The following is a 23166-nucleotide window of genomic DNA, read 5'->3' as shown; positions in this document are numbered from 1 at the left end:
TACCATTTTTTCAGGAAAAGAATAAATTTGTGTGGTTATGTGAGAATTTATTTTTTACTTCCGTTTAAGTCGAATTCCAACTCAGGAATCATCTCTTCAAGCATCATCTGTACGTGTGTTATTTCGCCACCATTAATATCAAAGTCATTGTGTACAAGCCTGTTTCTTATTCTTCTTGCCATATGCATTATGTGTACTTGACGGTCATTGATGAGGGCATTTCTTTGTAAAAAACCAATTTTATCAAGTGTGGTTTTGAAATTGTTTTCATCAATATTTGATGCGTATTTTTTTAACAGCAGGTCTAGGGTTGAGTCTAATTTGTGGAAGCGAGCCATGAATTTAGAGAAAACTGTGTCGTAATTGTTTAATACTTTTTCAAATACAGCGTCTTTCTCATCATCTGATACTGAAATATTATCTAGAGACGATATTGCTTTTTCTAAAATTGGAGTTAGCTCTGATGCTAAATTTCTGACATTCTCTAATGCTGTTTTAGTGAAATCTTTATTGTGAGCAACCTTGCACCTTAAGTCATATAGTGAATCCCATCGTTTTTTAAGATATTCAGCCTCGCATTCAACTATGGGTTTGAAATATCTATCCCAATTTGATTCTGGAATTAATTCCTTTATTTCATCGAGATTCAACTCAGATATGTTTTTTGCTGACTTAAATTTTCTAATCAAGCTATCTTTATGGTTAGGGTAGTTCTCACTAAATAAAAAATTTTTAAGCTGAATAAAATCAACGTTGTACAAATAATTTGCATCTTTGTTGTTAATGTTTACTGATTGCTGAACGTCGGTAGGTAATCTTTCTTTTGTCCAGCCAAGCCCTATGTTCGCAAGCATAAATTTTGTGATTATTTGCCTCATCATGTTTTCAATTTTGAATATTATAGGATATGCTTGACCACTATAGTAAAGGCTTAAGTCGTCCCATACAACATAAGTCGATTTTGTTATTAATGCGAGTGAGCTTCTAATTGATCTCTGAAGTCCTGAAAACCAATCCAACTCAGATTCTTCTTTGCATTTCAAAATAACATTGAAGTAAATGTGAGCATTGTCATCCTTCTTTCCAAGCTTGACAGATATATCAGCTGACTTCTTTTCAAATACAACCTTATTTCTGTCAATAGATATATCTGAATCAACTTGCAGTAAGTTTTTTAATGCTAAAACAGTTTTGCACTGTGTTTTGCTAGTATCAAACAAGACCAAATATTCTACCTTAAACAAATCCCCTCCTTATAACTGTCAATACAGTGGCTGTTCATGTAAAAATATAAATTATAAAGATAATTGTAGTAATGCTATTGTAGGTCAGTATACGGCTGTGTAGGTTTTTCCTGAAGTTTTTTGAGCTGAGAGTGTGAGATGGTACGCATCGTGATAGCTAGATCAGCTTGGTGGATGCTTCTTTTGTATCAGGTACTAACTGTTGCTGGCTAACCTCCTATAAATCAACCCTCTCCAACTCCTCGATCTTCCCACCGCTAATCAACTTTAAGTTCCGGCTGATCTGCTCCACCGGCCAGTCCCACCAGGCGATGGCGTTGAGACGGGCGATGGTGTCGTCGTCGAAGCGGTAGCGGATCACTTTGGCGGGGTTGCCGCCGACCACGGCGTAGGCGGGCACATCGCCGGTGACCACGGAGCGGGCGGCGATGATGGCGCCATTGCCGACTTTTACTCCCGGCAGGATCATAGCGTCATAGCCAATCCAGACATCGTTGCCGATCACGGTATCCCCCTTGTAGGGGAGGCTGCCCGGGGCGGGGGCGGCATGCTCCCAGCCGTTGCCGAAGATAAAGAAGGGGTAGGTGGAGAAGCCGGAGGTCTGGTGGTTGGCGCCGTTCATGATGAACTTCACCCCGCGGGCGATGGCGCAGAACTTGCCGATGATGAGCTTGTCGCCGATGAAGGGGAAGTGGTAGAGGACGTTGCGCTCGAAGCCAGCCGAATCCTCCGGGTCGTCGTAATAGGTGTAGTCACCCACCTCGATATTGGGCCCCTTGATGGTGTTCTTGATAAAGCACACCTGGGGAAAGCCGTTCATGGGGTGGGGATTGGCGGGATCGGGTCCGTGCATCTGGTCTCCTAGGATGGGTCGGGCTAGAGCGCCGGGAAGTAGCAGGCGCTCATGTCAATGGGGTGATCGGGGCTGCCCGGCAGATAGAACTGCCAGCCCGCATCGGAGAAGGCGCGCAGCTCGGTCTCGACAAACTTGATGGCGAGGCTCAGGGCCTGCAGGCTGTCGATGCCGTAGATAAAGGTCTTGTCGCTCAGCCCCGCCAGCTTCACCTTGCAGCGCCAGTCACCGCCAGCCGAGCGTGGATCCGGCTCGGGGGCCTTGATGGCGATCTTGAGAGTGAGCTGTTCCCCTTCGAGGCTGACCGCCTCGAAACGGGCTTTGACGATGGTATTTTTCATCCTGTGGTTCCTTTTCCGTGGGGTCGCCATAAGGTGGCGGGCATCCTGCTGGCAGATGGGGCGAGAGCCAGACTCAAGATGGCCAGCGTAAATGAACTCTTGTGTTGAAACAACGAGATATGGGGGGATGAGTGCGGTGCTGGCCCGTGCCGATGAGTGGCTCTACGAGGCCAAGCGGACGGGGCGCAATCGGGTGGCGCACTGTCCGGCCACCCCAGAAAATTAATGAACAAGCCCTTGTTGATGTAAACATTAATTGGATGAAAAGTTCGCCATATTATTTCACTGATATCTCGCGGGCTATGGTGGTAATATTGGCTGCCCGATCGCTGTTCTTATTTGTGTTGTTGGGCAACAGAACAAGGGTTTATCGGTATGTTATCAAATGGGGATAAATGGGTGTGCTGGTGACGAATGCGATACATCTCGCCCCGTTTTGAAACAATCCGATTCAAACGGTCATGAATTATTAACCTTGACCCGGATGGCGATTTCAACGATGGTAGCGTGGCATCTCCATTTCACTCCGGTGGCCCTGTTGGCTGCTGGCGGATTTGCTTTTTCTGCACCTGCGGCCAAATGCCGCCTGATATTGCCAGCCTGTTATTCGGGCCAATAAAAATAATGATGACAGATTAATAAGGTATATATTGCAATGAGTGTTTCTATTGCTGAAAAGAGTAACCCGGTTTCAAAATTGAAATGGGAGAAAAGTGATTCGGTATGGACCATGGGCTTATATGCCACTGCGGTCGGTGCCGGTACGCTATTTCTCCCAATTACCGTCGGCAGTAATTCGCCGGTTATTTTATTTTTTATTTTGCTGCTCGCATTTCCGCTCTCTTATTATTCCCATCGGGCGTTGAGCCGCTTTGTGCTCTCCAGCTCCCACAAGGAGGGGGATATCACCCATGTGGTGGAGGAGCACTTCGGAGCGCGGGCGGGCAAGCTGCTGATGCTGGTCTATCTGACCGCCTTCTACCCCATCATTCTGGTCTACAGCATCTCCATCACCAACGCGATCCAGAGCTTTGTGGTGCACCAGCTGGGGGATGCCGAGATCCCGCGCGGACTGCTGGTGCTGGGGGTGATGCTGGGTCTGCATCTGGTGCTGCTGGCGGGCAAGCAGATCGTGGTGTCGGCCATCAGCGTGCTGGCGCTGCCCATGGTCGCTTTTCTGATCGGCCTCTCCATCTATCTGCTGCCCCAGTGGAGCCTCTCCTACTTCAGCGAGAGTCAGGCGGTGGACTGGCGTGATCCGGCGTTCTGGAAATCCCTCTGGCTGATCGTGCCGGTGATGGTGTTCTCGTTCAGCCATGCGCCCATCATCTCCTCCTTCAGTGCGGCGCAGAAGAAGCGTTGTCAGGAGAGCGCCGACCTGCGCGCCAAGCGGATCATCAAGTGCAGCAGCCTGCTGATTTGCGGCAGCGTGCTCTTCTTCGTGGTGAGCTGCGTGATGAGCCTGAGTCAGGCCGAGATGGCGCAGGCGCGCATCGACAATATCTCCGTGCTGTCAGCGCTGGCGAACAAGTTCTCCAATCCGCTGATCGCCTATGTGGGGCCGCTTATCGCCATTCTGGCCATGTCCAAATCCTTCCTCGGCACCTCCATGGGGGTGAGCGAGGGGACGGTGAGCATGGTGAGCGGTGCTTGTCAGGGGCTGGGACTTTCCCTGCGTGAAACGACCATCGCGCGGGTCTCGTCGGTGATCCTGTTCGTGGTGACCGGGGTGATTACCTACCTCAATCCGAACGTGCTGGAGATCATCGAGAAGGTGAGCGGGCCGCTGATCGCGGTGATCCTGTTCCTGCTGCCGGCCTGCTCCATCTATCGTCTGCCCGCCCTCAAGCGTTATCGCGGGGCGAGTACCCTCTTCGTGCTGGTGATCGGGCTGCTGGCCATCTCGGCCCTTATCTACGATCTGCTGTAACGGCGGATCCCGCACAAGTCAAAAAGGGCGACCATCAGGTCGCCCTTTTTCTTTGTCTCGCATTTACCCGAGCAAACTGGTGGCGCTCTGGCCCGCCATCAGCAGGCCGGCTGCCAGTACGCCGAACCAGACCAGGGTCGCGCTCACCAGCAGATAGCCGCCAGCGACAAACAGACCATCCCGCTGAAGCATGCCGGTAGCCAGCAGCAGAATGGCCCAGGCGGGCAGGGCATTGGTGAAGGGGATGGCGCCAAGGGGCAGCATCAGCAGCAGAGCGGCCAGCATGATCAGCAGACCGTTGCAGCGGTTGATTGTGCTGCTGGCGGTCAGGGCAAGCAGGCGCGGGCGGATGTAGCGATCGACCCGGGCCAGCAGATCCGCACCCTTGTGCAGGGTCGGCTTGAGCTGGTCGGCAGCGAAACGGCGCTCCATCAGCATGGCGGGCAGCCAGGGCACCCGGTTGAGGGTAATGCCGATACCGATAAAGAGGATCAGCAGGCCAAACGGGGTGCTGACACCGGGGATCGAGACCGGCAGCAGGAAGGGGACGGTGAGCAGCACGCAAAACAGCAGCATCCCCTGCTCGCCGACCAGAGCGAGTATCTGGCGCAGGCTGATATGGCTCTCCTCGATGGCGTGGGCGGTGGCCCGCAGGGTATTGGCGAGGGTGTGTTGCGGGTCGTTGAGGGGGGCTGTCGCCATCTCCGGCATCCTTCTGCTGTCGGCTTGTGCCGGGCCACCATGACCCGGATTGGACGCCAGCATATGGCCGGGGTTAATGGCCGATGAATGGCTCAGGTGCTTTTAACGCCGCGGAAAATGAGCCGGTACAGGTGCCATTTAGGATGGCGACGGGATGGCTCTGGTATGCTTTTTGAGCAAAATGGATTGGCCGGAGGTAAGGATGAGACGAGTCGGGATGGTGATGATGGGGGCACTGCTGCCCCTTGGGCAGGCGTGGAGCGGTGAGGGGGAGGCCGGGGCAGGATTGGGCTGGCAGGTGACGCCATTTTACGGCTACAGCTCCGCCATCGATTTCAAGCGCAACGACGATCCCCAGCCCGCGCCGGTGTCGGCCAGCCTTGACGAGCTGAAGGGGCAGGCCTCCGGCAGCTGGGGGCTCTTCATCAGCAAGGAAGTGGATGACCCCGGCATGATCGAACTGCTCTACAGCCACCAGTCCACCACCCTCTCCCCCGATCAGCCGGATCGCCTGACGGTGGACATCCTGCACTTTGCCGGTGCGCTGACCCTCTCTGACAACCTGATGGCGCCCTACATCGGCGCCGGGATCGGGGTGACCCGATTTGCCGCCTACGACAGCGAGGTGACCCCTTCCATGTCGCTGGCGCTCGGGGTGCAACCGCGCCTCGCCGAGCATCTGGCGCTGCGGGCCGAGGTGCGCGGTTATGGTTCGCTGGTCAACGACAACAATCAGTTTCTCTGCAACCCGGAGCAGTGCGTGTTCAAGGTGCGCGGGGAGCTGGTAACCCAATGGCAGGCCAATATCGGTCTTACCTTCCGCTTTTAGGTGAGGGGATTTTCCCTATGAAACAGGGGCCTTTGGGCCCCTGTTTCAGCAGCAATGTTTCGCCGTTATCGGCAATCAACCTGCAGATCTTCATACCTCCTTGTTAGTTGGCATCGCCCATACCGCGCAGTTTCTGCCCGCCTCCTTGGCGCCATAAAGTGCCTGATCCACCCGTTTGAACAGCGAGACGGCCGGCTCCTTGGGCTCGCGGATCCCCACTCCCAGGCTGACCGTCATGGTATGGGCCGGGTCGGGGGCGATGGTGCGGGTCGCAGTGAGCAGGGTGTTGGCCAGTTGCAGCAGCTCGGCTTCGTGGGCGACGGGCAGCAGCAGGGCAAACTCTTCACCCCCGACACGGGCCGCCAGCGCACCGGGCGGGCAGTGCTGTTGCAACAGCTCGCCAAACTGCTGTAACACCCGATCCCCGATATCGTGGCCGTAGTTGTCATTGATCACCTTGAAGTGATCCAGATCCAGCAGGATGAGGGCGTGGCAAATCCCCTGTTCCAGAAACAGCTGCTGATGAAAGTAGCGCCGGTTTGGCAGCCGGGTGAGATCGTCGAACAGCGCCTGTTGTCTGAGCTGGGTATTGATGTGGAAGAGGTGGTGCATGGTGCTCAGGATGCCGATGCTGCTGAGCAGGATGCCGCTGGAGCGCAACAGATCCTCGGCATAGATGGCGAGCCAGAGTGGCTGCGCCACCAGCTCATCCATGATGTCGGCGGTGGCCCCCATGATCCACAACATCAGACCGCAGGAGAGCATGCGGTAGGTGTGGGTGGGCAGGTGGGCGCACTGCACCACCCAGAACAGGAACAGCATGGTGAGCCAGTTGATCACCTCGAAGCCAAAGCTGACGGCGTAAAAGCGCTCGTAGGGGAAGTGGGGCAGCAGCAACAGATGAAGGGCCATGATGGCCAGCATCACTATCCCCAGCAGCGCGATGTGGGCGCGATGCTCACGGTCGAGGTGACGGTAGTGGGAGAGGCTGATGTCGAGACGATCGAACTGCATGGTGTTCCTCGGATTGGGCCTGCCATCAGGTTGCAAACAAGGGGCTGTGTAATGGCATGCCGTGGTCGGATAACAGGAAACGGCTGGTCTGTCAGTGTAAACGAGCGGGCCCGCAGCGCGCGATATCGATGACGTCAGCTTGTGGGCTGGCTCAGGGTTTGCGCACTTCTGGTGCACGACGTATCGCCTGCCCTGCGACAGGGCGACCCTGGGCAGGTTAGCGCAGCTCATGCGCCAAATTGGTGCATTGATGATGCGCAACCTTGCTAATGCGTTGATTTAAAAGTATTTAAATTTATGGCCCGCTTTATGCTTTTTACATGTCAGACGGTCTCTTGCGGTCATCGGCGGCAGACGCAGTGATGAGGAAGTGGCAAGAGGCATCCCCGTGCCGGGCACGGGTGTGATTCTGGCGGGTTGCAGCAACACCTTGCGGTTCGCCACAGATTCAATCAGGGAAACGGAGCCGGTCTTGTACCGGTACGACAGGGAAGGAGAGTGCTCTATGGTCAAAAAATGGATGATGGCGGGTCTGACGATGTTGCCTGCCTTGCTGGTTACCCCAAGTTGGGCCGAAGAGGTCGCTCAGGTACAGACTGCGGTGGCACCGGTTGCCGCCATGACAATCAACAAGGGTGACAACACCTGGATGCTGCTCTCGGCGGCGCTGGTGATCCTGATGTCGATCCCCGGTCTGGCCCTCTTCTACGGTGGTCTGGTGCGGGCCAAAAACATGCTGAGCGTGCTGATGCAGGTCTTTACCCTGTTCTGCCTCATCTGCGTGCTCTGGGTGATCTACGGCTATTCGCTGGCCTTTACCGAGGGGGGCAATTTCTACGGCTCCTTCAGCAAGGTGCTGCTCAAGGGTGTAACCCCTGACTCCATCGCCGCCACCTTCAGCAAGGGGGTCGGGATCAGCGAGCTGATCTATGTGGTGTTCCAGGGGGCCTTTGCCGCCATCACCTGCGGCCTTATCGTGGGGGCGTTCGCCGAGCGCATCAAGTTTGCTGCCGTGCTGCTCTTCTCGGTGATCTGGTTCACCTTCGCCTATATCCCGCTGGCTCATATGGTGTGGTACTGGGCAGGTCCGGATGCCTATACCAGCGCCGAGGCTGCCGCCACAGCGACTGCAACGGCCGGTTATCTGTTCCAGCATGGTGCGCTGGATTTTGCAGGCGGCACAGTGGTGCATATCAACGCCGCCGTGGCGGGTCTGGTGGGTGCCTATCTGGTGGGCAAGCGTCTGGGCTACGGTCGTGATCCCATGACCCCCCACAGCCTGACCATGACCATGATCGGTGCCTCCCTGCTCTGGTTCGGCTGGTTCGGTTTCAACGCGGGATCCGCGCTGGAAGCCAACGGTATCGCCGCACTTGCCTTTATCAACACCTGGGTGGCGCCGGCTGCGGCAGCTCTCTCATGGACCCTGGCCGAGTGGGTGATGAAGGGACGTCCCTCCCTGCTGGGGGCCGCCTCTGGTGCGGTGTCCGGTCTGGTGGTGATCACCCCGGCAGCCGGTTTCGTCGGTGTGGGCGGTGGTCTGGTGATGGGCCTTATCAGTGGCGTGGCGGGTCTGTGGGGTGTCCACGGTCTCAAGCGCCTGCTGGGGGCCGATGACAGTCTGGACGTGTTTGGCGTACACGGGGTGTGCGGCATTCTCGGCGCCCTGCTGACCGGCGTCTTTGCCAGCCCGGATCTGGGCGGCACCGGGGTGTGGGATTATGTCACCAATCAGGTTGCCGAGGGCTACTCCATCCTGACTCAGGTGAAGATCCAGGCTATCGGGGTCGGTGTCACCCTGCTCTGGTCCGGTGCCGTGGCGGCGATTGCCTTCAAGGCGGTCGACATGCTGGTGGGTCTGCGGGTGAACGGCGATGCCGAGCGGGAAGGGCTGGATGTCACCTCCCACGGCGAGAAGGCTTACAGCATGTAATCCCGAACGTCAGACAACAAAAAACCGCCGGAACCGGCGGTTTTTTTATGACTCTAAAGCTGCAAAGCCTGAGTTCACACTCTTAGTTCACGACGGCCACGTTGATGCTGCCATTGCCCTGGGTCATGCGCACGCGAGCACCCGGGGTGAAGGTGGGGCTGGCTTTCTGCACGACCACGATGGCTTCGCCGTTCTCTTTCTTGATCTCCAGCTCGACGCCGTCGACCTGATTCATCTTGTTGCCGATGGCGTTGCCTGCCGCTGCACCGGCGATGGCGCCGCCTGCGGCTGCGATGTCGCGTCCGGTGCCGCCACCGACTGTGCTGCCCAGCAGGCCACCGACTACGGCGCCGCCAATGGTGCCAATCAGGGAGTTCTCATCGGCCTGGATCTTCACCGGGCGGGTGGAGATGATGGTGCCGTAGCTGACGGTCTGCACCTGTTTGGCGCGGTCTTTGGTGTAAACATCGCCAGAGTAAACGTCACTGTTGGCGCATCCGGTGATGGTGGTTGCTGCCAGCAGGGCAATAAGGGTCATACGCTTCAACATGGTGGGCCTCCTGGGCTGCACGTAATTTGAACAATCCGGTTGATGAGTGAACTTTACTCCAACCCCGTCACACATGAAATCGGCAAAATGTAACCAATTATGCGTTCTGTAACCGGTTTTGTCCTTGAATCGCAGCTGTACCGGAGAGGGTTTTAACCAGCAGCAGACGGTCTTCTCCGAGGCCGAAATAGTCGGCTACTTCTGCCTGCAATGTGTAACCGAGCCGGTAGTAGAGGCGCTGGGCCGGATTGGCCGGATCGACCGTGAGCCGCAGTTCGCTGATCTGCAGCGCCTGCTGGTTGGCCTCCATCTGGCGCATCATTCGCTCGGCCAGACCGAAACCGCGCGCCTCCGGCAGCACCGCCAGCGAGAGCACCCAGCCTTGCGACCGCTCCTGACCGAATCCCCCCAGCACATAACCCACCAGCTGCCCCTCGTATTCGGCCACCAGCAACAACTCGGGCCACAAATCCATCGCCTGACGGAAGAAGAAGGCGGGATAGACATCTTCGCCAAACACCTTGGCATCGATCTGCCAGATGGCGTGCATGTCATTGTGGGTGGCGGTGCGTAGCAAGGGCGGGTTGTGGTGCATCAGGACTCCATTGGCAGCAAACGGATCGGCAACGCCGCTGACCTTGGAGTCAACGGCAGAAAAGGAGTCATAGGGTAGTGGTCATCCCCTGCCGGATGCAAGGGATTGGCGGTTATGGCGGCAGGGGGCGGCTCTGGGGCAGTTTGGGAGCTTTGCGCAAGCCGTCGAGCAGGTGGCGGAGGGTGAGCCAGGGGTGGCGCAGCAACATGCGCGGGCCGCTCCACTTCATCACCTGCTGGATCTGTTTGCGCATCGCCGGTGCGTAACAGTGGATATTGCAGTTGGCGCAGGTGGGTTTGTGGCCGTGGCCATAACGGCAGCGACGCAGGCGCTGATGGGCGAAATCCCGCAACTGGCGACAGTGGCGGCAATGGGGATCCTGATGATGGTGCTGGCAGTAGAGGCGGATCATGGCGCTGACCGTCTGCTGCTCGCGCATGAGTCTGGGGTGGTCACTCGCCTTTTTGCTGGCTGCGGCGTGTGAGCCCCGGGCTGGGCTGGCATGATGACTTTTCATGGCCGCCATTCTCCTGACCTGCTCGCTTGGGGTGTTGATACAGGTCAAAAGGGGGGATAAAAACAGGGCCCGCAGGCCCTGTGTCATCAGATGAGGCTGGTTGCCTGCTCCAGCCAGGCGAGATCCTCGCCCTCGAGCAGTGGGCTCAGGCGGCGGAACACCTCGACATGGTATTCGTTGATCCAGCGGAATTCGGCTGGGCTCAGCAGGCTGCGGTCGATCAGGCGGGTATCGAACGGCACGTAGGTCAGCCGCTCGAAGCCCAGCATCGGCAGCTCGCCAACCTGTTCCAACTCGGTCACCACCACCAGGTTCTCGCAGCGGATGCCGAAGCCATCTTCACGGTAGTAGCCCGGCTCGTTGGAGAGCACCATGCCCGGTTGCAGGGCAACCATGCTCCCTTTCGGCGCGATGCGCTGGGGCCCTTCGTGGACACTCAGGAAGTGACCGACGCCGTGACCGGTGCCATGGTCATAGTTGTAACCGGCCTGCCACAGCGGCATGCGGGCCAGCACGTCGAGCTGGATACCGGCGGTGCCACGGGGGAAGCTGGCCTGATCCAGCGCGATATGGCCCTGCAGTACCCGGGTAAACATCGCCTTCTGCTCGTCGCTCACCTCACCCACCTTGATGGTGCGGGTGATGTCGGTGGTGCCATCCATATACTGGGCGCCGGAGTCCAGCAGATAGAGGCTGTCCTGGCCAAACGCGCGCGGGGTGCCGTTGGTGTGGTGGTAGTGGCACATGGCGGCGTTGGGGCCGAGCGCGGAGATGGTATCGAAGCTCGGCTCGACGTAGTGCTCCTGCTCGCGGCGGAACGCTTCCACCTGATCGGCCAGAGTGCATTCATCCACTCCCTCGAACTCGCCGGAGGCGACCAGCCGATCCAGCCAGGCGAGGAAGCGGGTCATGGCGACACCATCGCGCAGATGAGCGGCACGCATGCCGGTCAGCTCGATCTCGTTCTTGCACGCTTTCGGCAGCATGGTGGGGTCTTGCCCTGCCACCAGAATGGCGCCCGCCTCTTCCATAACGAGCTGGGTCCAGGCGTTGGCGCTGTCCGGATCGGCCAGCACCTTCTGCTGATCTTCACCGATGCGTTGCAGCACGTCGCCCAGCTTGTCGATGGGGTAGACGGAGACGTCCTGCCCCACGTGTTGGGTGAAGGCGAAGCAGTCAATTTTGTCGGTATCGACGAAGAAATCCATGCTGGTGTTGGCGTAGAGCACCGCAAAGCCCAGCACCACCGGCAGCCGGTCGATATCGCGGCCGCGCAGGTTGAGCAGCCAGTTGATGGGCTCGGCCTGGGTCAGCAGTACGGCATCCAACCCGCGCTTGCGCAGGTCGGCCGCCAGCTGTTCACGTTTGGACTGGCTGGACTGGCCCGCCAACTCCTCGCTGTAGAGGATGACCGGGCTCTTGGTCGGCTCCGGGCGATCGCTCCAGTTCAGGTCGATGGGGTTCTGCTCGACGCGGATCAGCTCGATACCGCGATCGGCCAGCACGGCCTTGGCATTCTTGTACCAGGTCAGGCTGTGCAGGCGGGCATCGAAGCCAACCCGGGAGCCTGACGGCAGCTGCTCGGCCAGCCACTGCACATGGGGATTTTCAATGAGGTGGAGGAATTCGAACAGTTCGGCGGGAGTTTGCATCCGCGCCTGCACCGTATAGCGACCATCGACAAAGAGGGCTGCCCGCTGGGCCATGATGATGGCGACCCCGGCAGAGCCGTTGAAACCGGTGATCCAGTCAAGCCGCTCGGCATAGGCGGGGATGTACTCGCCGAGGTGCTCATCATCGTGGGGGACGATAAAGGCGTCCAACTCCTGCATGGCCAGCTCGGCCCTGACTTGGGCGACGCGGGTTTCAATTATCTCGAAATTATTCATGTCGTTAGTGCCAGATGGTTGCTATATGAGTGTTCAGTTTTTATGGCCGCTGGCCAGGATCCGCTTGATCGACTGACCTGCCGCTTCGATATGCTGCCTGAGCAGCACCACCGCCTCGTGCTTGCGCCGGGCGCGGCACAGTTCCAGCAATTGGGCGTGTTCACGCTCCGCCTTGTCCACGCCGTCGCTGGCAAACAGCAGCTCGAAGCGGACATAGCGGTCACAGCTCAGATTGATCTGGGCGATCAGTTCAAGTGCCTGGGGGCGACCGGCTGCCTGATAGAGGGTGGCGTGAAAGCTGTGGTTCAACTCGGCCCAATGTTCGATCTGGGTGCCTGACTCCAGGGCGTGATCAAACTGGGCGAGGATCGCCTCCGCTTGTGCGAAGGTGGCTTCCGTCATCTTGTCGACGGCGTGAAACAGGGTATCGGCTTCCAGCAGCGCTCGCAAATAAAAGAGCTCTTCGATGGCCGAGGCGTCCAGCATGGTGACCACGGCGCCGCGATGGGCTTCGAACTTCACCAGCCCCTGCGCTTCCAGTTGCATCAGGGCTTCGCGCACCGGGATGCGGCTCACGGCCAGCTCTTTGGCAATGGCATCCTGACGCAAGGGGGCGCCAGCGGGGAACTCCCCACGGAGGATCCGGCCACGGAGGTTTTCCATCACCATCTGGGTTCGGGTCTTGTAGGGTGGGGTCATGGTCGGGTCACGATTGGGTGTTACAGAATTGTATATTGTATAAAGTTTGGCTGAATCTAACCTGTCACAATGGGCAAAGGCAAGGTTTTGGCCCCTTGAATGGGGCCGATGGCGGCGTTCGAGGCTCCACAAAAACAAAAATGCCGGTCAGCGTGGCTGACCGGCATGATGTCACTGATACGAAGCGAGCCTGTTACAGCTGCGGGCCTGCCGCGACCAGACGTTTGCCTTCATCGTTATCGGTGAAGCGCTCGAAGTTCTTGATGAAACGGCCTGCCAGATCGACGGCCTTGGCATCCCACTCGGCCTTGTCGGCGTAAGTGTCGCGCGGGTCGAGGATCGCCGGGTTCACATCGTGCAGCGCGGTCGGGATCTCCAGATTGAAGATTGGCAGCACCTTGGTCTCGGCCTTCTCGATGGAGCCATCCAGGATGGCGTCGATGATGGCGCGGGTATCCTTGATGGAGATGCGCTTGCCGGTGCCGTTCCAGCCGGTGTTGACCAGATAGGCCTCTGCACCTGCCGCTTCCATCCGTTTCACCAGCTCCTGACCGTACTTGGTCGGGTGCAGGGAGAGGAAGGCTGCGCCGAAGCAGGAGGAGAAGGTCGGAGTCGGCTCTGTGATGCCGCGCTCGGTACCGGCCAGTTTGGCGGTGAAGCCAGACAGGAAGTGGTACTTGGTCTGCTCCTTGGTCAGTTTGGAGACCGGGGGCAGCACGCCGAAGGCGTCGGCAGTCAGGAAGATCACCTTGGTGGCGTGACCTGCCTTGGAGACCGGCTTGACGATGTTGTCGATGTGATAGATGGGGTAGGAGACGCGGGTGTTCTCGGTCTTGGAGCCATCATCGAAGTCGATGGTACCATCGGCAGCAACGGTCACGTTCTCCAGCAGCGCATCGCGACGGATGGCGTGGTAGATGTCCGGCTCGGCCTCTTCGGAGAGCTTGATGGTCTTGGCGTAGCAGCCCCCTTCGAAGTTGAACACGCCGTGGTCATCCCAGCCGTGCTCGTCATCGCCGATCAGCTGACGCTTGGGATCGGTGGAGAGGGTGGTCTTGCCGGTGCCGGAGAGGCCGAAGAAGATGGCGACGTCGCCGTCCTGACCCACGTTGGCGGAGCAGTGCATGGAGGCAATGCCGCGCAGGGGCAGGAAGTAGTTCATCATGGAGAACATGCCCTTCTTCATCTCGCCACCGTACCAGGTGCCACCGATGAGCTGCATCTTCTCGGTCATGTTGAAGGCAACAAAGTTCTCGGAGTTGAGACCCTGCTCCTTCCAGTTCGGGTTGGTGCACTTGGCACCGTTCATCACCACGAAGTCAGGCTTGAAGGTTTTCAGCTCTTCATCGCTCGGGCGGATGAACATGTTTTTCACGAAGTGTGCCTGCCAGGCCACCTCGGTGATGATGCGCACGGCCAGGCGGGTATCTGGGTTGGCACCGCAGAAACCGTCGACTACAAACAGGCGCTTGCCGGAGAGCTGTTTGGTGACCAGCCCTTTCAGATGTGACCACACTTCAGGGGTAATGGCTTTGTTATCGTTTTTACCCTGGTCAGACCACCACACAGTATCCTGGGTAGTGGCATCTTTGACGATATATTTATCTTTCGGGGAGCGACCGGTGAAGATACCGGTGTTTACGTTGACGGCGCCCAGTTCGGTCACCACACCGCGCTCGAACCCTTCCAGGTCAGGGCGTGTCTCTTCGGCGAAAAGCTGCTCGTAAGAGGGGTTGCGAACGATTTCTTGGCTGTTTTTGATGCCGTACTGGTCCAGTCCTAATTGTTGGGCCAGGGTGGGTTCTGCCACGATTGTCATTGTATTCTCCTGGGTTCAGAGGTTGGTAGGGTTCTATCTGACGGTCATCCTATCACTTAGGTGGTAGAGTTTAGCGATCGCCATCAAACTTTATAAAATAGGGTATTTTTTTGTTATTAAAGTTAAAGGCGGGTTTTGCCCGCCTTTAATTAGTGTAACTGGTTTGCATCATTGCCGGGAGCCCTGCTGAACAGGGTTTCGACATCGATCCCATTAAATTGGTACTGGGCGCCGCAATAATCACAGTGCATGTCGATCTTGCCGAGCTCCTGCACCATCTCCATGACCTCTTCCTTTTCTATCTGCAGCAGAGCCCCTTCACAGCGCTCGCGGGAGCAGGTGCAGCGGAACTCGACCGCCTGCGGATCGAACACCCGCACCTTGTCCTGATGGTAGAGACGGTAGAGGATCTCTTCTGCCTGCAGGCCGAACAGCTCTTCATCCTTGATGGTGCTGGTGAGCTGGGTCAGGTGATCGAAATCGTTGCTGTGATCCTCGCTCTGGGCGGGCAGCTCCTGCAGCATGATGCCAGCAGCGCGCGGCGCACCTTCGTGGTAGCCGGTACGGATCCACAGCTTGGTGGCCAGCTGTTCGGAGCGGGCGAAGTAGTGCTCCAGGCAGCCTGCCAGAGTATCGGCGTCCAGCGCGATGATGCCCTGATAGCGCTCGCCCTGCTCCGGGGTGATGGTGATGATCAGCTGGCCGTTGCCAATCAGGCTCTGCAGCTTGCCATCGCTCGGCAGCTCGCCTTCATAGCGGGCCACGCCGCGCAGCTGCTGGTTGTTGTCACCGTTGATCACGGCCAGACGCACCGGGCCATCGCCCTGCAGCTGCACCGTGATGGAGCCTTCAAACTTGAGGGTGGCGGTCAGCAGGCTGGTGGCAACCAGCAGCTCGCCCAGCAGTTTTTGCACCTGCACCGGGTAGTTCTGGGCTTCCACTACGTGGCGGTAGGTGTGATCCAGCTGGACCAGCTCGCCACGCACTTCGTACTCTTCAAACAGATAGCGATACAGCAAATCTTGGTTGCTCATCATGTATTCCTGGCTTTTCGGTGAGGTAAATCGGGCGGGCTGGGGTTGAGGCCAGCCCGGTATCAAATCGGGGTCGGTCAGTACTGTTTGACCTTGAGCAACTGGCGTCGCTCCTGCTTGTCGGGGCGGCGCTCGGGGCTGGGGGCAAACTGGCTGTTGAAGCGGCGCGCCTCGCTGTTCTCGGCCCGTTTTTTCAGGCTTTCGGCGGTCTCTTCATAGAGCTGCTGGGCCAGCGGGGCCGATTTGCGCTGCTCGCTCAAGGCCAGCACCCGCACTTCGCGTTCATCCTGCCCCTGCCAGAAGCGGATCAGTGCCCCCACTTCCACCTGTTTGCCCGGTTTGCTGCGCTGACCATTGTAGTGCACCTTGCCCCCGTCGATCTGATCCCGCGCAATGGAGCGGGTCTTGTAGAAACGGGCCGCCCACAGCCACTTGTCGAGACGAACCTCGAGGGCACTTTCTGCATGATTGGGCATGAACAGGCTCCATAACGGGGAAAAGAGGTGGTCGATTATACCAGAGCACGGGGTCGGGATAGAAACCTGGCAGCCGCCGCGCGGGGCGCAAACCATGTCAAGGTGATGCAACATATGGGCAGTTTGCTGATTCACAAGGGAAAGCGCTGCTTTATCGGGTATCCATGGGGGCTGAGAAGGGCCTCCATACCGCGCATATAAAGCTGCCGCCCCGGTTGGGGGCGGCAGCGTTCACATCCGTTGACCACAGCTCAGTCAGAAGTGATCGTGCTGATCCGGCTTCTTCTGGTCGTGGGGGCCTTCGCTGTGGGCGATGGCGGTGCGGATCAGATCAACCCCGGCGCGGATAATCAGCACCCCCATGTTGACCAGCTTGACGCAGACCCACATGAAGGTGATGAGCAGGATCAGCTTGAGCACGGTCTGGAACGCTTCCAGGAAGTTCTGCTCCAGCTGGGCGGTCAGGCCGTTGGCGCTGGTCATCAGCCAGGTGTAGACCTCGCGCACGAACGGGATGCGGCTTGGCATCTCCAGTACATCCAGTGCGGCAGGGAGCGCCTGGAAGATGACGATGCTGCCGAACAGGATCAAAATGACACCGATGGCGATGCCGAGGAAAAAGCCGAACTGTCTCATGGAGGGCTCCAGCATTTGCTGCATGAAATTGAAGATAGCCGCCAATAGTAGGGAGTGCCCTGCTTCATCGCAATCTTCCGTGCACCGCCAGCGCGGCGGGAACGGCGGCGATCCGGCCGCTACCGTTGCCCAACTATCTGATTTCTGGGAGGCTTGTCGCCATTGTGCATAGGGAAAGCAAATTGATGTCGAGAACCCTCTTTTTACTCTTGCTGGCGTTGTTTGCCGCTCTGCCAGCCCTGAGTGCCGAACCGGCTGGCCCAAGGGCAGCCGCCTGCGCCATCCGCCATCAGGATCAACTGCTGCTGGTGCAGGATCGCATCTCCTCCCGCTACAGCCTGAGCGGTGGCTATATCGATGGCGGCGAGCGCCCCGAGCAGGCGGCGCTGCGCGAACTCTATGAGGAGACCGGCTTGCAGGGGGAGGTGGTGCAGGAGCTGGGTCGCTGGCAGCGGGCGCTTATCTTCGCCTGCCGCACGCTGGAACCCATCGTCGCGCAGCAAGATTCCGATTTTGTCTCGCTGCTGCAGGCTCCCAATCTGGGTGGAGAGATCCTTAACGCCCGGCTGATCGCCATCGACCAGCTGCCCCGCGAGCAGCGCCGCTTCCCGGATCAGCTCGACTGGCTGCAATCCCGGCTTGATCAGGTGCCCGAGAGCGAGGTGCACTGGCAGGCCGATTTCGTGGCGCAGGGCAATGCGCTGCATCAGGCCGAGATCCCTCTGATGCTGCGGCTGCAGCAGTGGCTGGGGCCCGATGTCTGGTGGCTGTCGGTCAGCAATCTGTTTGGTTCAGGCGGCTTTCAGCTTGCCCTGATACCTTTGCTGTTCCCGCTGCTGGGGTGGCCGCGGCTGCGCCAGCTGCTCTTTGCCATGCTCTGGCTCGGGCTGCTGGTGCAGGCAAGCAAGGAGGGGATCGGCTGGCCGCGTCCCTTCCATCTGCAACCGCTGCTGGCAACCCAGAGCGCGCAAGGCTTTGGCATGCCGAGCGGCCATACCGCTTCGGCCCTGCTGTTCTGGGGGGCACTGCTTGGCTGGCTCTGGCCTGCCCGGCGCGGGCTGGCCTATTCGCTGGCCTTGCTGCTGGCGCTCACCACAGGTCTGGCGCGGGTCTGGCTCGGGGTGCACTTTATCTCCGACGTGGCGGCGGGGTTGCTGATCGGCGCCTTGCTGCTGGCCGCTCGCCCCTGCTGGCGTGCCGACAGGCAGTCGGTGGCTTGGCTGCTGCTGATTGCATCTGCACTGGCGCTCGGGGGGCTGACTCAGTCGGCCCATCTGACCGGGATCGGGCTGGCGGCCCTCGGGCTCTGGGTTGGCGGTTTGCGCTCCCTGACCCGCGGCGGTTATCCCCCCATTGTGACTGGCGCGGTTACGCTGGCGGGGGGCGCGGTGATCGGGGCGGGACTCTGGGCGCTGCCGCTGCTGACCAGCAGTTCGCTGGCTATCCTGCTTGGTCAGTTTGTGCTCTTTTTCGGGCTGGGGCTCTGGTTGAGCGCTGGCCTCTGGTGGATACTCTCTTTCTTGAAATGCGACACACGACCCAAGGGCAACGGCTCTGACAAGGGAACTCTATGAATGTGAAAAAAGTGGATTTGGCCAAGATAACCCTGGGGGTGCTGTTTCTCAGCATCCTGATTATCTCCTGTTTCTTGGTGTTGCAGCCCTTCCTGCCTGCGCTGGTGTGGGCCACCATGATCACCATCGCCACCTGGCCGCTGATGTTGATGGTGCAGCGCCTGTTGTGGGGCAAGCGCACCCTGGCGGCCCTCTTTATGACGCTGGTGTTGCTGCTGATGTTTGTCATCCCGCTCTTTATGACGCTGGCCAATGTGGCGGAGAAGGCGCCCATGCTGATCGAGCTGGGTACCCATATCAGCCAGTCACCGCCACCCGAGCTGCTCTGGCTGCAACAGATCCCGCTGGTGGGCGACAAGCTCTATGACTTCTGGCAGCAAATTCTGGCGAGCGGTGGTCAGGTGCTGTTTGCCAAGCTGGCCCCCTATTTCGGTCAGACCGCCCGCTGGCTGGCCTCTCAGGCCGGCAATCTGGGGCTGCTGTTCGTCCACTTCCTGCTGACGGTCGGTATCTGCGGTGTGCTCTATCACTCGGGTGAAGTGGTGGCGACCGGCATTCGCCGCTTTGCCCACCGGCTGGCGGGTCAGCGTGGTGACAATGCCACTGTGCTCGCTTCACAGGCGATCCGTGCCGTAGCCATGGGGGTAGTTGTGACCGCGCTGGTGCAATCCTCGGTAGCCGGTGTTGGCCTGCTGATTGCCGGTATCCCCTACGCCATGGTGTTGGTGGTGGTGATGTTCCTGCTGATCGTCGCCCAGATCGGCCCCTTCCCGGTGCTGTTGGCCTGTATCGGCTACCTCTACTGGAGCGGTGACACCACCTGGGGCACCTTCCTGCTGGTGTGGTCACTGATTGCGGGCACCATGGACAACTTCCTGCGCCCCTTCCTGATCAAGCGGGGCGCCGACCTGCCGCTGATCCTCATTCTGGTGGGGGTAATCGGTGGCTTGCTGACCATGGGGATCATCGGTCTCTTTATCGGCCCGGTCGTGTTGGCGGTGGGCTACACCCTGCTGGATGCCTGGATCAAGGAAGATGACCAACCGGCGAGCGCGGCGGTTGAAGCCCCTAAGGCCGAGTGACGATTCGGTAACAAGACGATTTAGCCATTAATCGCTGATGCAAAGAGCCGCCCATAAGGGCGGCTCTGTTATTTGTGGTGATTCTGATTATGGCGATGGCGTCAGATTGGCAGATCCGCGCCAACCTGCATCTCCCATATATTACCGTTGCATGCAGGCTCGACTAGCGAAGCGTAATCGGACGATCGAGATGCCGCTGTCTCGGTTGTATCCATGAGTCAGCGGCCTCTGGCAGATGGGAAATCGGAGTAGCCGTTATAGCGGGAATTAATTTACGCGAATGTCCGATTACGCCTTACGGCTAATCGAACCTACGGGTTGCTTTTCTTCTATGCAGTAGAGTTCCCATTTCCCGCCCTCACCTAGTTTTATATATCGAATCTTCACGGGATTCCCTAAAAATTAATTCCGCGATAAGCAGCTGAATGAAACGAGGTCCGGCACACGAAGTGCGTGGATTTAATGGATTGGTTAGCCTTTTCTTCGCAGATTGGCTTCCGCACTCATCAATGTTAACCGAGCGTTGGAGTCATAAAATTGGTTCCACTGCTCCTTTATAACCGGATTTTTCAGAATGCCTCGCTGGTCGCTATCATCTGGACTCGGGTTTATAAGCTCGATAGATTCGAAGGTGACACCTGCTTGACCAAGAAAATCATCTAGTAACGACTCGAAGCTATTCTTGGTATACGCTACATGACTATTTTCATAATCTAGCGGAATATTCAAAATGGGGCAGCGACATCCTTCTGATAGTTGACTTGATTTAAATGCCATTACACGCTCTTTTACTGCTCTTCTGAAGGCGGCAGAAACAACGGTTTTCGTGGATGCAGGTTGAACGCAATGAACCCAGCTAATATCAATTTCCGAACCATCTGTTCGGTGGATATACAAGCACCTATTTCGATGAAAATCCCTTTCAACCTGAATATGCTTTATACCTACGCCTACTTTTTCAACATATTCATCGTGAAGCTTGAATAGCTCTTCGAAAAAAACTTGGTCCGCAACAGACAGAATATCACCGGCTTCATATTGACCAATACGGCGCCTGATCTCCGCCTTAGCGGCCGTTTTGGTTCTAAACTGAATATCTCCGATTACGATTGGTTTTGCCACCAGACCCTCCTGTATGACTAACAATGATTAGATGGAAGGTGGTACCAATCCGTTAATTGAGCCTTCCATATAACTCCGTTTCGCCGTGATCACCACGGAAAAATTCATTTTAAAGCATTGCCTACGGACTCTGGTGTTGAACGCATTCGCCAGACGTCTTCCTTCGGCGAAAATACACTTCTGGGGCGGCAATGGAAAGCGCCATTCGGCCTCCTTTTCATAAACTAGTCAGTAGTGTGAGCGGGGTTATATATCAAAAGATTGAAGGAGTGTCTCGGCCAGCAATTTGCTGACGGTGAACCCGACCGGGAGGAGGGCGTGCTTGCCACCCTCTGAGGCAGGTCACTGAATCGGGGGCGTTGGCGTGGTTAAATGGTCGGCTCACATCTTGCCGGATATTGCTGTGACCATGCCATCTGACCTTCAGCCGCTGCTCGCTTGGCCTGACTATCTGCAGGCATCCTGGCTGCGCTGCGCCCACCAGACCAGCGCCACCCTCTGGCATCCGCCCCACAGCGCCAAGGGGCAGACCTTGCAGAGCCTGCGCCAGCGCAAGCGCGACCTGCTCACCACCGGCGAGATGGCCCTCGAGGATCTCTACGAATTTATGGAGGGGCGCCCCTGCGCCCTGCTGCTCACCGACGAGAGTGGCTGCCTGCTGACCCAGACCGGCCACCCCGACACCCTGCGCGAGCTGGCGGCGCTGGGGTTTGGCCCCGGCGCCTTTTTCAGCGAGGGGCGTATCGGCACCAATGCCATCAATCTGGCGGCACTGGAGGGCGTGCCGCTCTGCGTCAGCGGCCCCCAGCACTTCAACCAGACTCTGCACCCGTGGCACAGCTGCGCCAGCCCGGTCTACAACAGCAATGGCCGTCAGGTCGCCATCATCGCTTTGATCTGCAAGGTGGAGGAGGCGAGCGCCGGCGATCTGGCGCTCACCGTCAGCGCCGGGCGCGAGCTGGCCCATCTGCTGCAGATGGAGACCCTGATGCAGGAGTCCCAGCACCACCTGAGCGAGCTTTACGCCCTGCTCGATGGTATGGATGACGGCGTGCTGGCCTGGGACCCTCAGGGGCGCTTGCGCTACCTCAATGCGCTGGCGGCCCACCGGCTGCGGCTCGATCCGGCGCTCTGTCTCGGCCAACCGCTGGAGCAGCACCTGCTGTTGCCCCAGCGGTTACAGTTGGCCATCAAGGGCCAGACGCCGCTCAGCCATGTGGAGGTGACACTGGAGCGGCTTGGCGCGCAGGAGGGGGAGTTTATCAATGCGCTGGTGAGCCTCAAGCCGTTGCCGGGGCCGGAGGGGGTCAGCTTTATTGCCTTGCTGCACCCGGTCGATCGGCTGCGGGCCATTCATCAGCTGCGCCAGACGGTGCCCGAGCTGTCGGCGCTGGTGGGGGAGTCGAGCGCCATGCGCAAGCTGCTGCGCTACGCCCGGCAGGCGGCCCAGAGTCAGGGGCCGATCCTGCTGCGCGGCGAGGAGGAGGTGGGCAAGGCTCAGTTGGCGGAGGCGATCCACTTTGGCAGCGAGCGGGCTGCCGGGCCGCTCATTACCCTCAACTGCAAGGCGCTGCCGAGCGAGCGGATGGCGCTGGAGCTGATGGGTTCCGACGAGGCGGGGCAGGAGCGGGCGGGCAAGTTCGAGCTGGCCCACGGCGGCACCCTGGTGCTGGAGCAGGTGGAGTGCCTCTCTGCCCCCATGCAGGCGGCGCTGCTACAACTGCTCAAGACCGGCCGCATCCAGCGCTTCGATTCGGCCCGCATCCTGCCGCTCAAGGTGCGGATCATCGCCACCAGCAGCGCCCCGCTGGAGCAGCTGGTGCAGGAGGGGCTGTTTGGCCGCCAGCTGCTCTATGCCTTACAGGCGTGCGAGCTGTGGCTGCCGGGATTGCGGGAGCGCGCGGCCGATCTGCCGGGCCTTATCAGCCAGCAGTTGGCGGCGCAGGGGCGCGAACCGGTGCGCCAGTTCAGTCCGGCGGCTCTCGATTGCCTGCTGGCCTACCCTTGGCCCGGCAATCTGGGGGAGCTGCGCAGCGCCGTCGAGCATGCGCTGCTCCACGCCGGTCAGGGGCCGATCCCGCCGGAGGCGCTGCCCGCCGCCATTCGTCACGGCTATCAGCGGGTGGCGGACGAGGTGGTGGGGCAACCGCTGCTCACCTTGGCGGAGCTGGAGCGGCAAGCCATCCTGCGCTGCGCCCATGCCTGCAAGGGGCAGGTGAGCCAGATGGCCCAGCATCTGGGCATCAGTCGCACCACCCTCTGGCGGCGGCTCAAGCTGCTCGAGATCGATCCCGCCGACTATCACGGCTGACGGTTATTAAGGCCGT

General features: G+C 58.6%; 21 protein-coding genes and 1 pseudogene. 7 read left to right on the top strand and 15 right to left on the bottom strand.

Annotation, left to right across the window (positions count from 1 at the left end):
* Positions 1-47 precede the first annotated feature (47 nt).
* The 3 genes from ACTG2T_RS07290 to ACTG2T_RS07280 all read right to left on the bottom strand — a co-directional run bounded on the left by ACTG2T_RS07290 (position 48) and on the right by ACTG2T_RS07280 (position 2438).
* On the bottom strand, positions 48-1244 hold the full coding sequence (locus ACTG2T_RS07290) for a hypothetical protein (RefSeq protein WP_330125417.1): 1197 nt from the start codon (positions 1242-1244) through the stop codon (positions 48-50).
* A gap of 217 nt (positions 1245-1461) precedes the next feature.
* The gene (locus ACTG2T_RS07285; protein ID WP_330125418.1) at positions 1462-2097 is read right to left on the bottom strand and encodes a Vat family streptogramin A O-acetyltransferase; all 636 of its coding nucleotides are present in this window, start codon (positions 2095-2097) and stop codon (positions 1462-1464) included.
* A 23-nt stretch (positions 2098-2120) separates the two neighbouring features.
* Positions 2121-2438, bottom strand: a complete 318-nt coding sequence (locus ACTG2T_RS07280; RefSeq protein WP_330125419.1) for a DUF6968 family protein — start codon at positions 2436-2438, stop codon at positions 2121-2123.
* A 127-nt stretch (positions 2439-2565) separates the two neighbouring features.
* On the opposite strand from ACTG2T_RS07280, the pseudogene ACTG2T_RS07275 reads away from it, so the two are divergent.
* Positions 2566-2664 (top strand): annotated as a pseudogene (locus tag ACTG2T_RS07275) (GGDEF domain-containing protein); the annotation flags it as partial.
* 429 nt (positions 2665-3093) lie between these two features.
* The gene (locus ACTG2T_RS07270; protein WP_330125420.1) at positions 3094-4368 is read left to right on the top strand and encodes an amino acid permease; all 1275 of its coding nucleotides are present in this window, start codon (positions 3094-3096) and stop codon (positions 4366-4368) included.
* A gap of 63 nt (positions 4369-4431) precedes the next feature.
* On the opposite strand, the gene ACTG2T_RS07265 is transcribed toward ACTG2T_RS07270, so the two are convergent.
* Positions 4432-5070: an exopolysaccharide biosynthesis protein gene (locus ACTG2T_RS07265; protein ID WP_330125421.1), complete on the bottom strand. Its 639-nt coding sequence runs from the start codon at positions 5068-5070 to the stop codon at positions 4432-4434.
* Between the two features lie 202 nt (positions 5071-5272).
* On the opposite strand from ACTG2T_RS07265, the gene ACTG2T_RS07260 reads away from it, so the two are divergent.
* Positions 5273-5899 (top strand): outer membrane beta-barrel protein, encoded by a 627-nt coding sequence (locus ACTG2T_RS07260; RefSeq protein ID WP_330125422.1) that lies wholly within the window; start codon positions 5273-5275, stop codon positions 5897-5899.
* 90 nt (positions 5900-5989) lie between these two features.
* On the opposite strand, the gene ACTG2T_RS07255 is transcribed toward ACTG2T_RS07260, so the two are convergent.
* Positions 5990-6913 carry a GGDEF domain-containing protein gene (locus ACTG2T_RS07255; RefSeq protein ID WP_151285743.1) on the bottom strand — a complete coding sequence of 308 codons (924 nt, stop codon included), beginning with the start codon at positions 6911-6913 and terminating at the stop codon, positions 5990-5992.
* A gap of 505 nt (positions 6914-7418) precedes the next feature.
* On the opposite strand from ACTG2T_RS07255, the gene amt reads away from it, so the two are divergent.
* Complete coding sequence (gene amt, locus ACTG2T_RS07250; protein ID WP_139476542.1) at positions 7419-8846, top strand: ammonium transporter; 1428 nt, start codon at positions 7419-7421, stop codon at positions 8844-8846.
* An 82-nt stretch (positions 8847-8928) separates the two neighbouring features.
* Here the strand turns inward: amt and ACTG2T_RS07245 are convergent, their stop codons facing one another.
* The 9 genes from ACTG2T_RS07245 to ACTG2T_RS07205 form a co-directional block, all read right to left on the bottom strand.
* Complete coding sequence (locus ACTG2T_RS07245; RefSeq protein WP_005340126.1) at positions 8929-9396, bottom strand: glycine zipper 2TM domain-containing protein; 468 nt, start codon at positions 9394-9396, stop codon at positions 8929-8931.
* 97 nt (positions 9397-9493) lie between these two features.
* On the bottom strand, positions 9494-9991 hold the full coding sequence (locus tag ACTG2T_RS07240) for a GNAT family N-acetyltransferase (RefSeq protein ID WP_330125423.1): 498 nt from the start codon (positions 9989-9991) through the stop codon (positions 9494-9496).
* 112 nt (positions 9992-10103) lie between these two features.
* Entirely contained in the window at positions 10104-10508 is a 405-nt protein-coding gene (locus tag ACTG2T_RS07235; protein WP_005356534.1) for a nitrous oxide-stimulated promoter family protein, read from the bottom strand.
* Positions 10509-10594: 86 nt separating this feature from the next.
* Positions 10595-12397, bottom strand: coding sequence for an aminopeptidase P family protein (locus tag ACTG2T_RS07230; RefSeq protein ID WP_330125424.1), 1803 nt, complete (start codon positions 12395-12397; stop codon positions 10595-10597).
* 33 nt (positions 12398-12430) lie between these two features.
* Positions 12431-13096 carry a GntR family transcriptional regulator gene (locus ACTG2T_RS07225; RefSeq protein ID WP_005340138.1) on the bottom strand — a complete coding sequence of 222 codons (666 nt, stop codon included), beginning with the start codon at positions 13094-13096 and terminating at the stop codon, positions 12431-12433.
* Between the two features lie 193 nt (positions 13097-13289).
* The gene (gene pckA, locus ACTG2T_RS07220) at positions 13290-14915 is read right to left on the bottom strand and encodes a phosphoenolpyruvate carboxykinase (ATP) (RefSeq protein ID WP_005340139.1); all 1626 of its coding nucleotides are present in this window, start codon (positions 14913-14915) and stop codon (positions 13290-13292) included.
* A 149-nt stretch (positions 14916-15064) separates the two neighbouring features.
* Positions 15065-15949, bottom strand: coding sequence for an Hsp33 family molecular chaperone HslO (gene hslO, locus ACTG2T_RS07215; RefSeq protein ID WP_005340140.1), 885 nt, complete (start codon positions 15947-15949; stop codon positions 15065-15067).
* Between the two features lie 77 nt (positions 15950-16026).
* On the bottom strand, positions 16027-16425 hold the full coding sequence (hslR, locus tag ACTG2T_RS07210) for a ribosome-associated heat shock protein Hsp15 (protein ID WP_005340141.1): 399 nt from the start codon (positions 16423-16425) through the stop codon (positions 16027-16029).
* 255 nt (positions 16426-16680) lie between these two features.
* A complete protein-coding gene (locus ACTG2T_RS07205) occupies positions 16681-17061 on the bottom strand; it encodes a hypothetical protein (RefSeq protein WP_005340143.1) in 381 nt (126 codons plus the stop codon).
* Between the two features lie 185 nt (positions 17062-17246).
* Here ACTG2T_RS07205 and ACTG2T_RS07200 point away from each other — a divergent pair, with 185 nt between their 5' ends.
* Together ACTG2T_RS07200 and ydiK are read left to right on the top strand one after the other, a co-directional pair.
* Entirely contained in the window at positions 17247-18635 is a 1389-nt protein-coding gene (locus ACTG2T_RS07200) for a bifunctional NUDIX hydrolase/phosphatase PAP2 family protein (RefSeq protein WP_330125425.1), read from the top strand.
* Positions 18632-19717, top strand: coding sequence for an AI-2E family transporter YdiK (gene ydiK / locus ACTG2T_RS07195; protein WP_236317082.1), 1086 nt, complete (start codon positions 18632-18634; stop codon positions 19715-19717). Before ACTG2T_RS07200 ends, ydiK begins: the two co-directional genes overlap by 4 nt.
* Before the next feature lie 471 nt (positions 19718-20188).
* Here the strand turns inward: ydiK and ACTG2T_RS07190 are convergent, their stop codons facing one another.
* Positions 20189-20839: a DCL family protein gene (locus ACTG2T_RS07190; RefSeq protein ID WP_330125426.1), complete on the bottom strand. Its 651-nt coding sequence runs from the start codon at positions 20837-20839 to the stop codon at positions 20189-20191.
* Between the two features lie 409 nt (positions 20840-21248).
* On the opposite strand from ACTG2T_RS07190, the gene dhaR reads away from it, so the two are divergent.
* Positions 21249-23150 carry a dihydroxyacetone kinase operon transcriptional regulator DhaR gene (gene dhaR / locus ACTG2T_RS07185; RefSeq protein WP_330125427.1) on the top strand — a complete coding sequence of 634 codons (1902 nt, stop codon included), beginning with the start codon at positions 21249-21251 and terminating at the stop codon, positions 23148-23150.
* The last annotated feature ends 16 nt before the right edge of the window (positions 23151-23166 follow it).

Origin of the sequence: Aeromonas sp. 75A (assembly GCF_051919425.1) — a bacterium.
Classification (GTDB): domain Bacteria; phylum Pseudomonadota; class Gammaproteobacteria; order Enterobacterales; family Aeromonadaceae; genus Aeromonas; species Aeromonas veronii.
The sequence above is the reverse complement of the archived record's forward strand: the minus strand, read 5'-3'. Positions and strand labels throughout refer to the sequence as shown.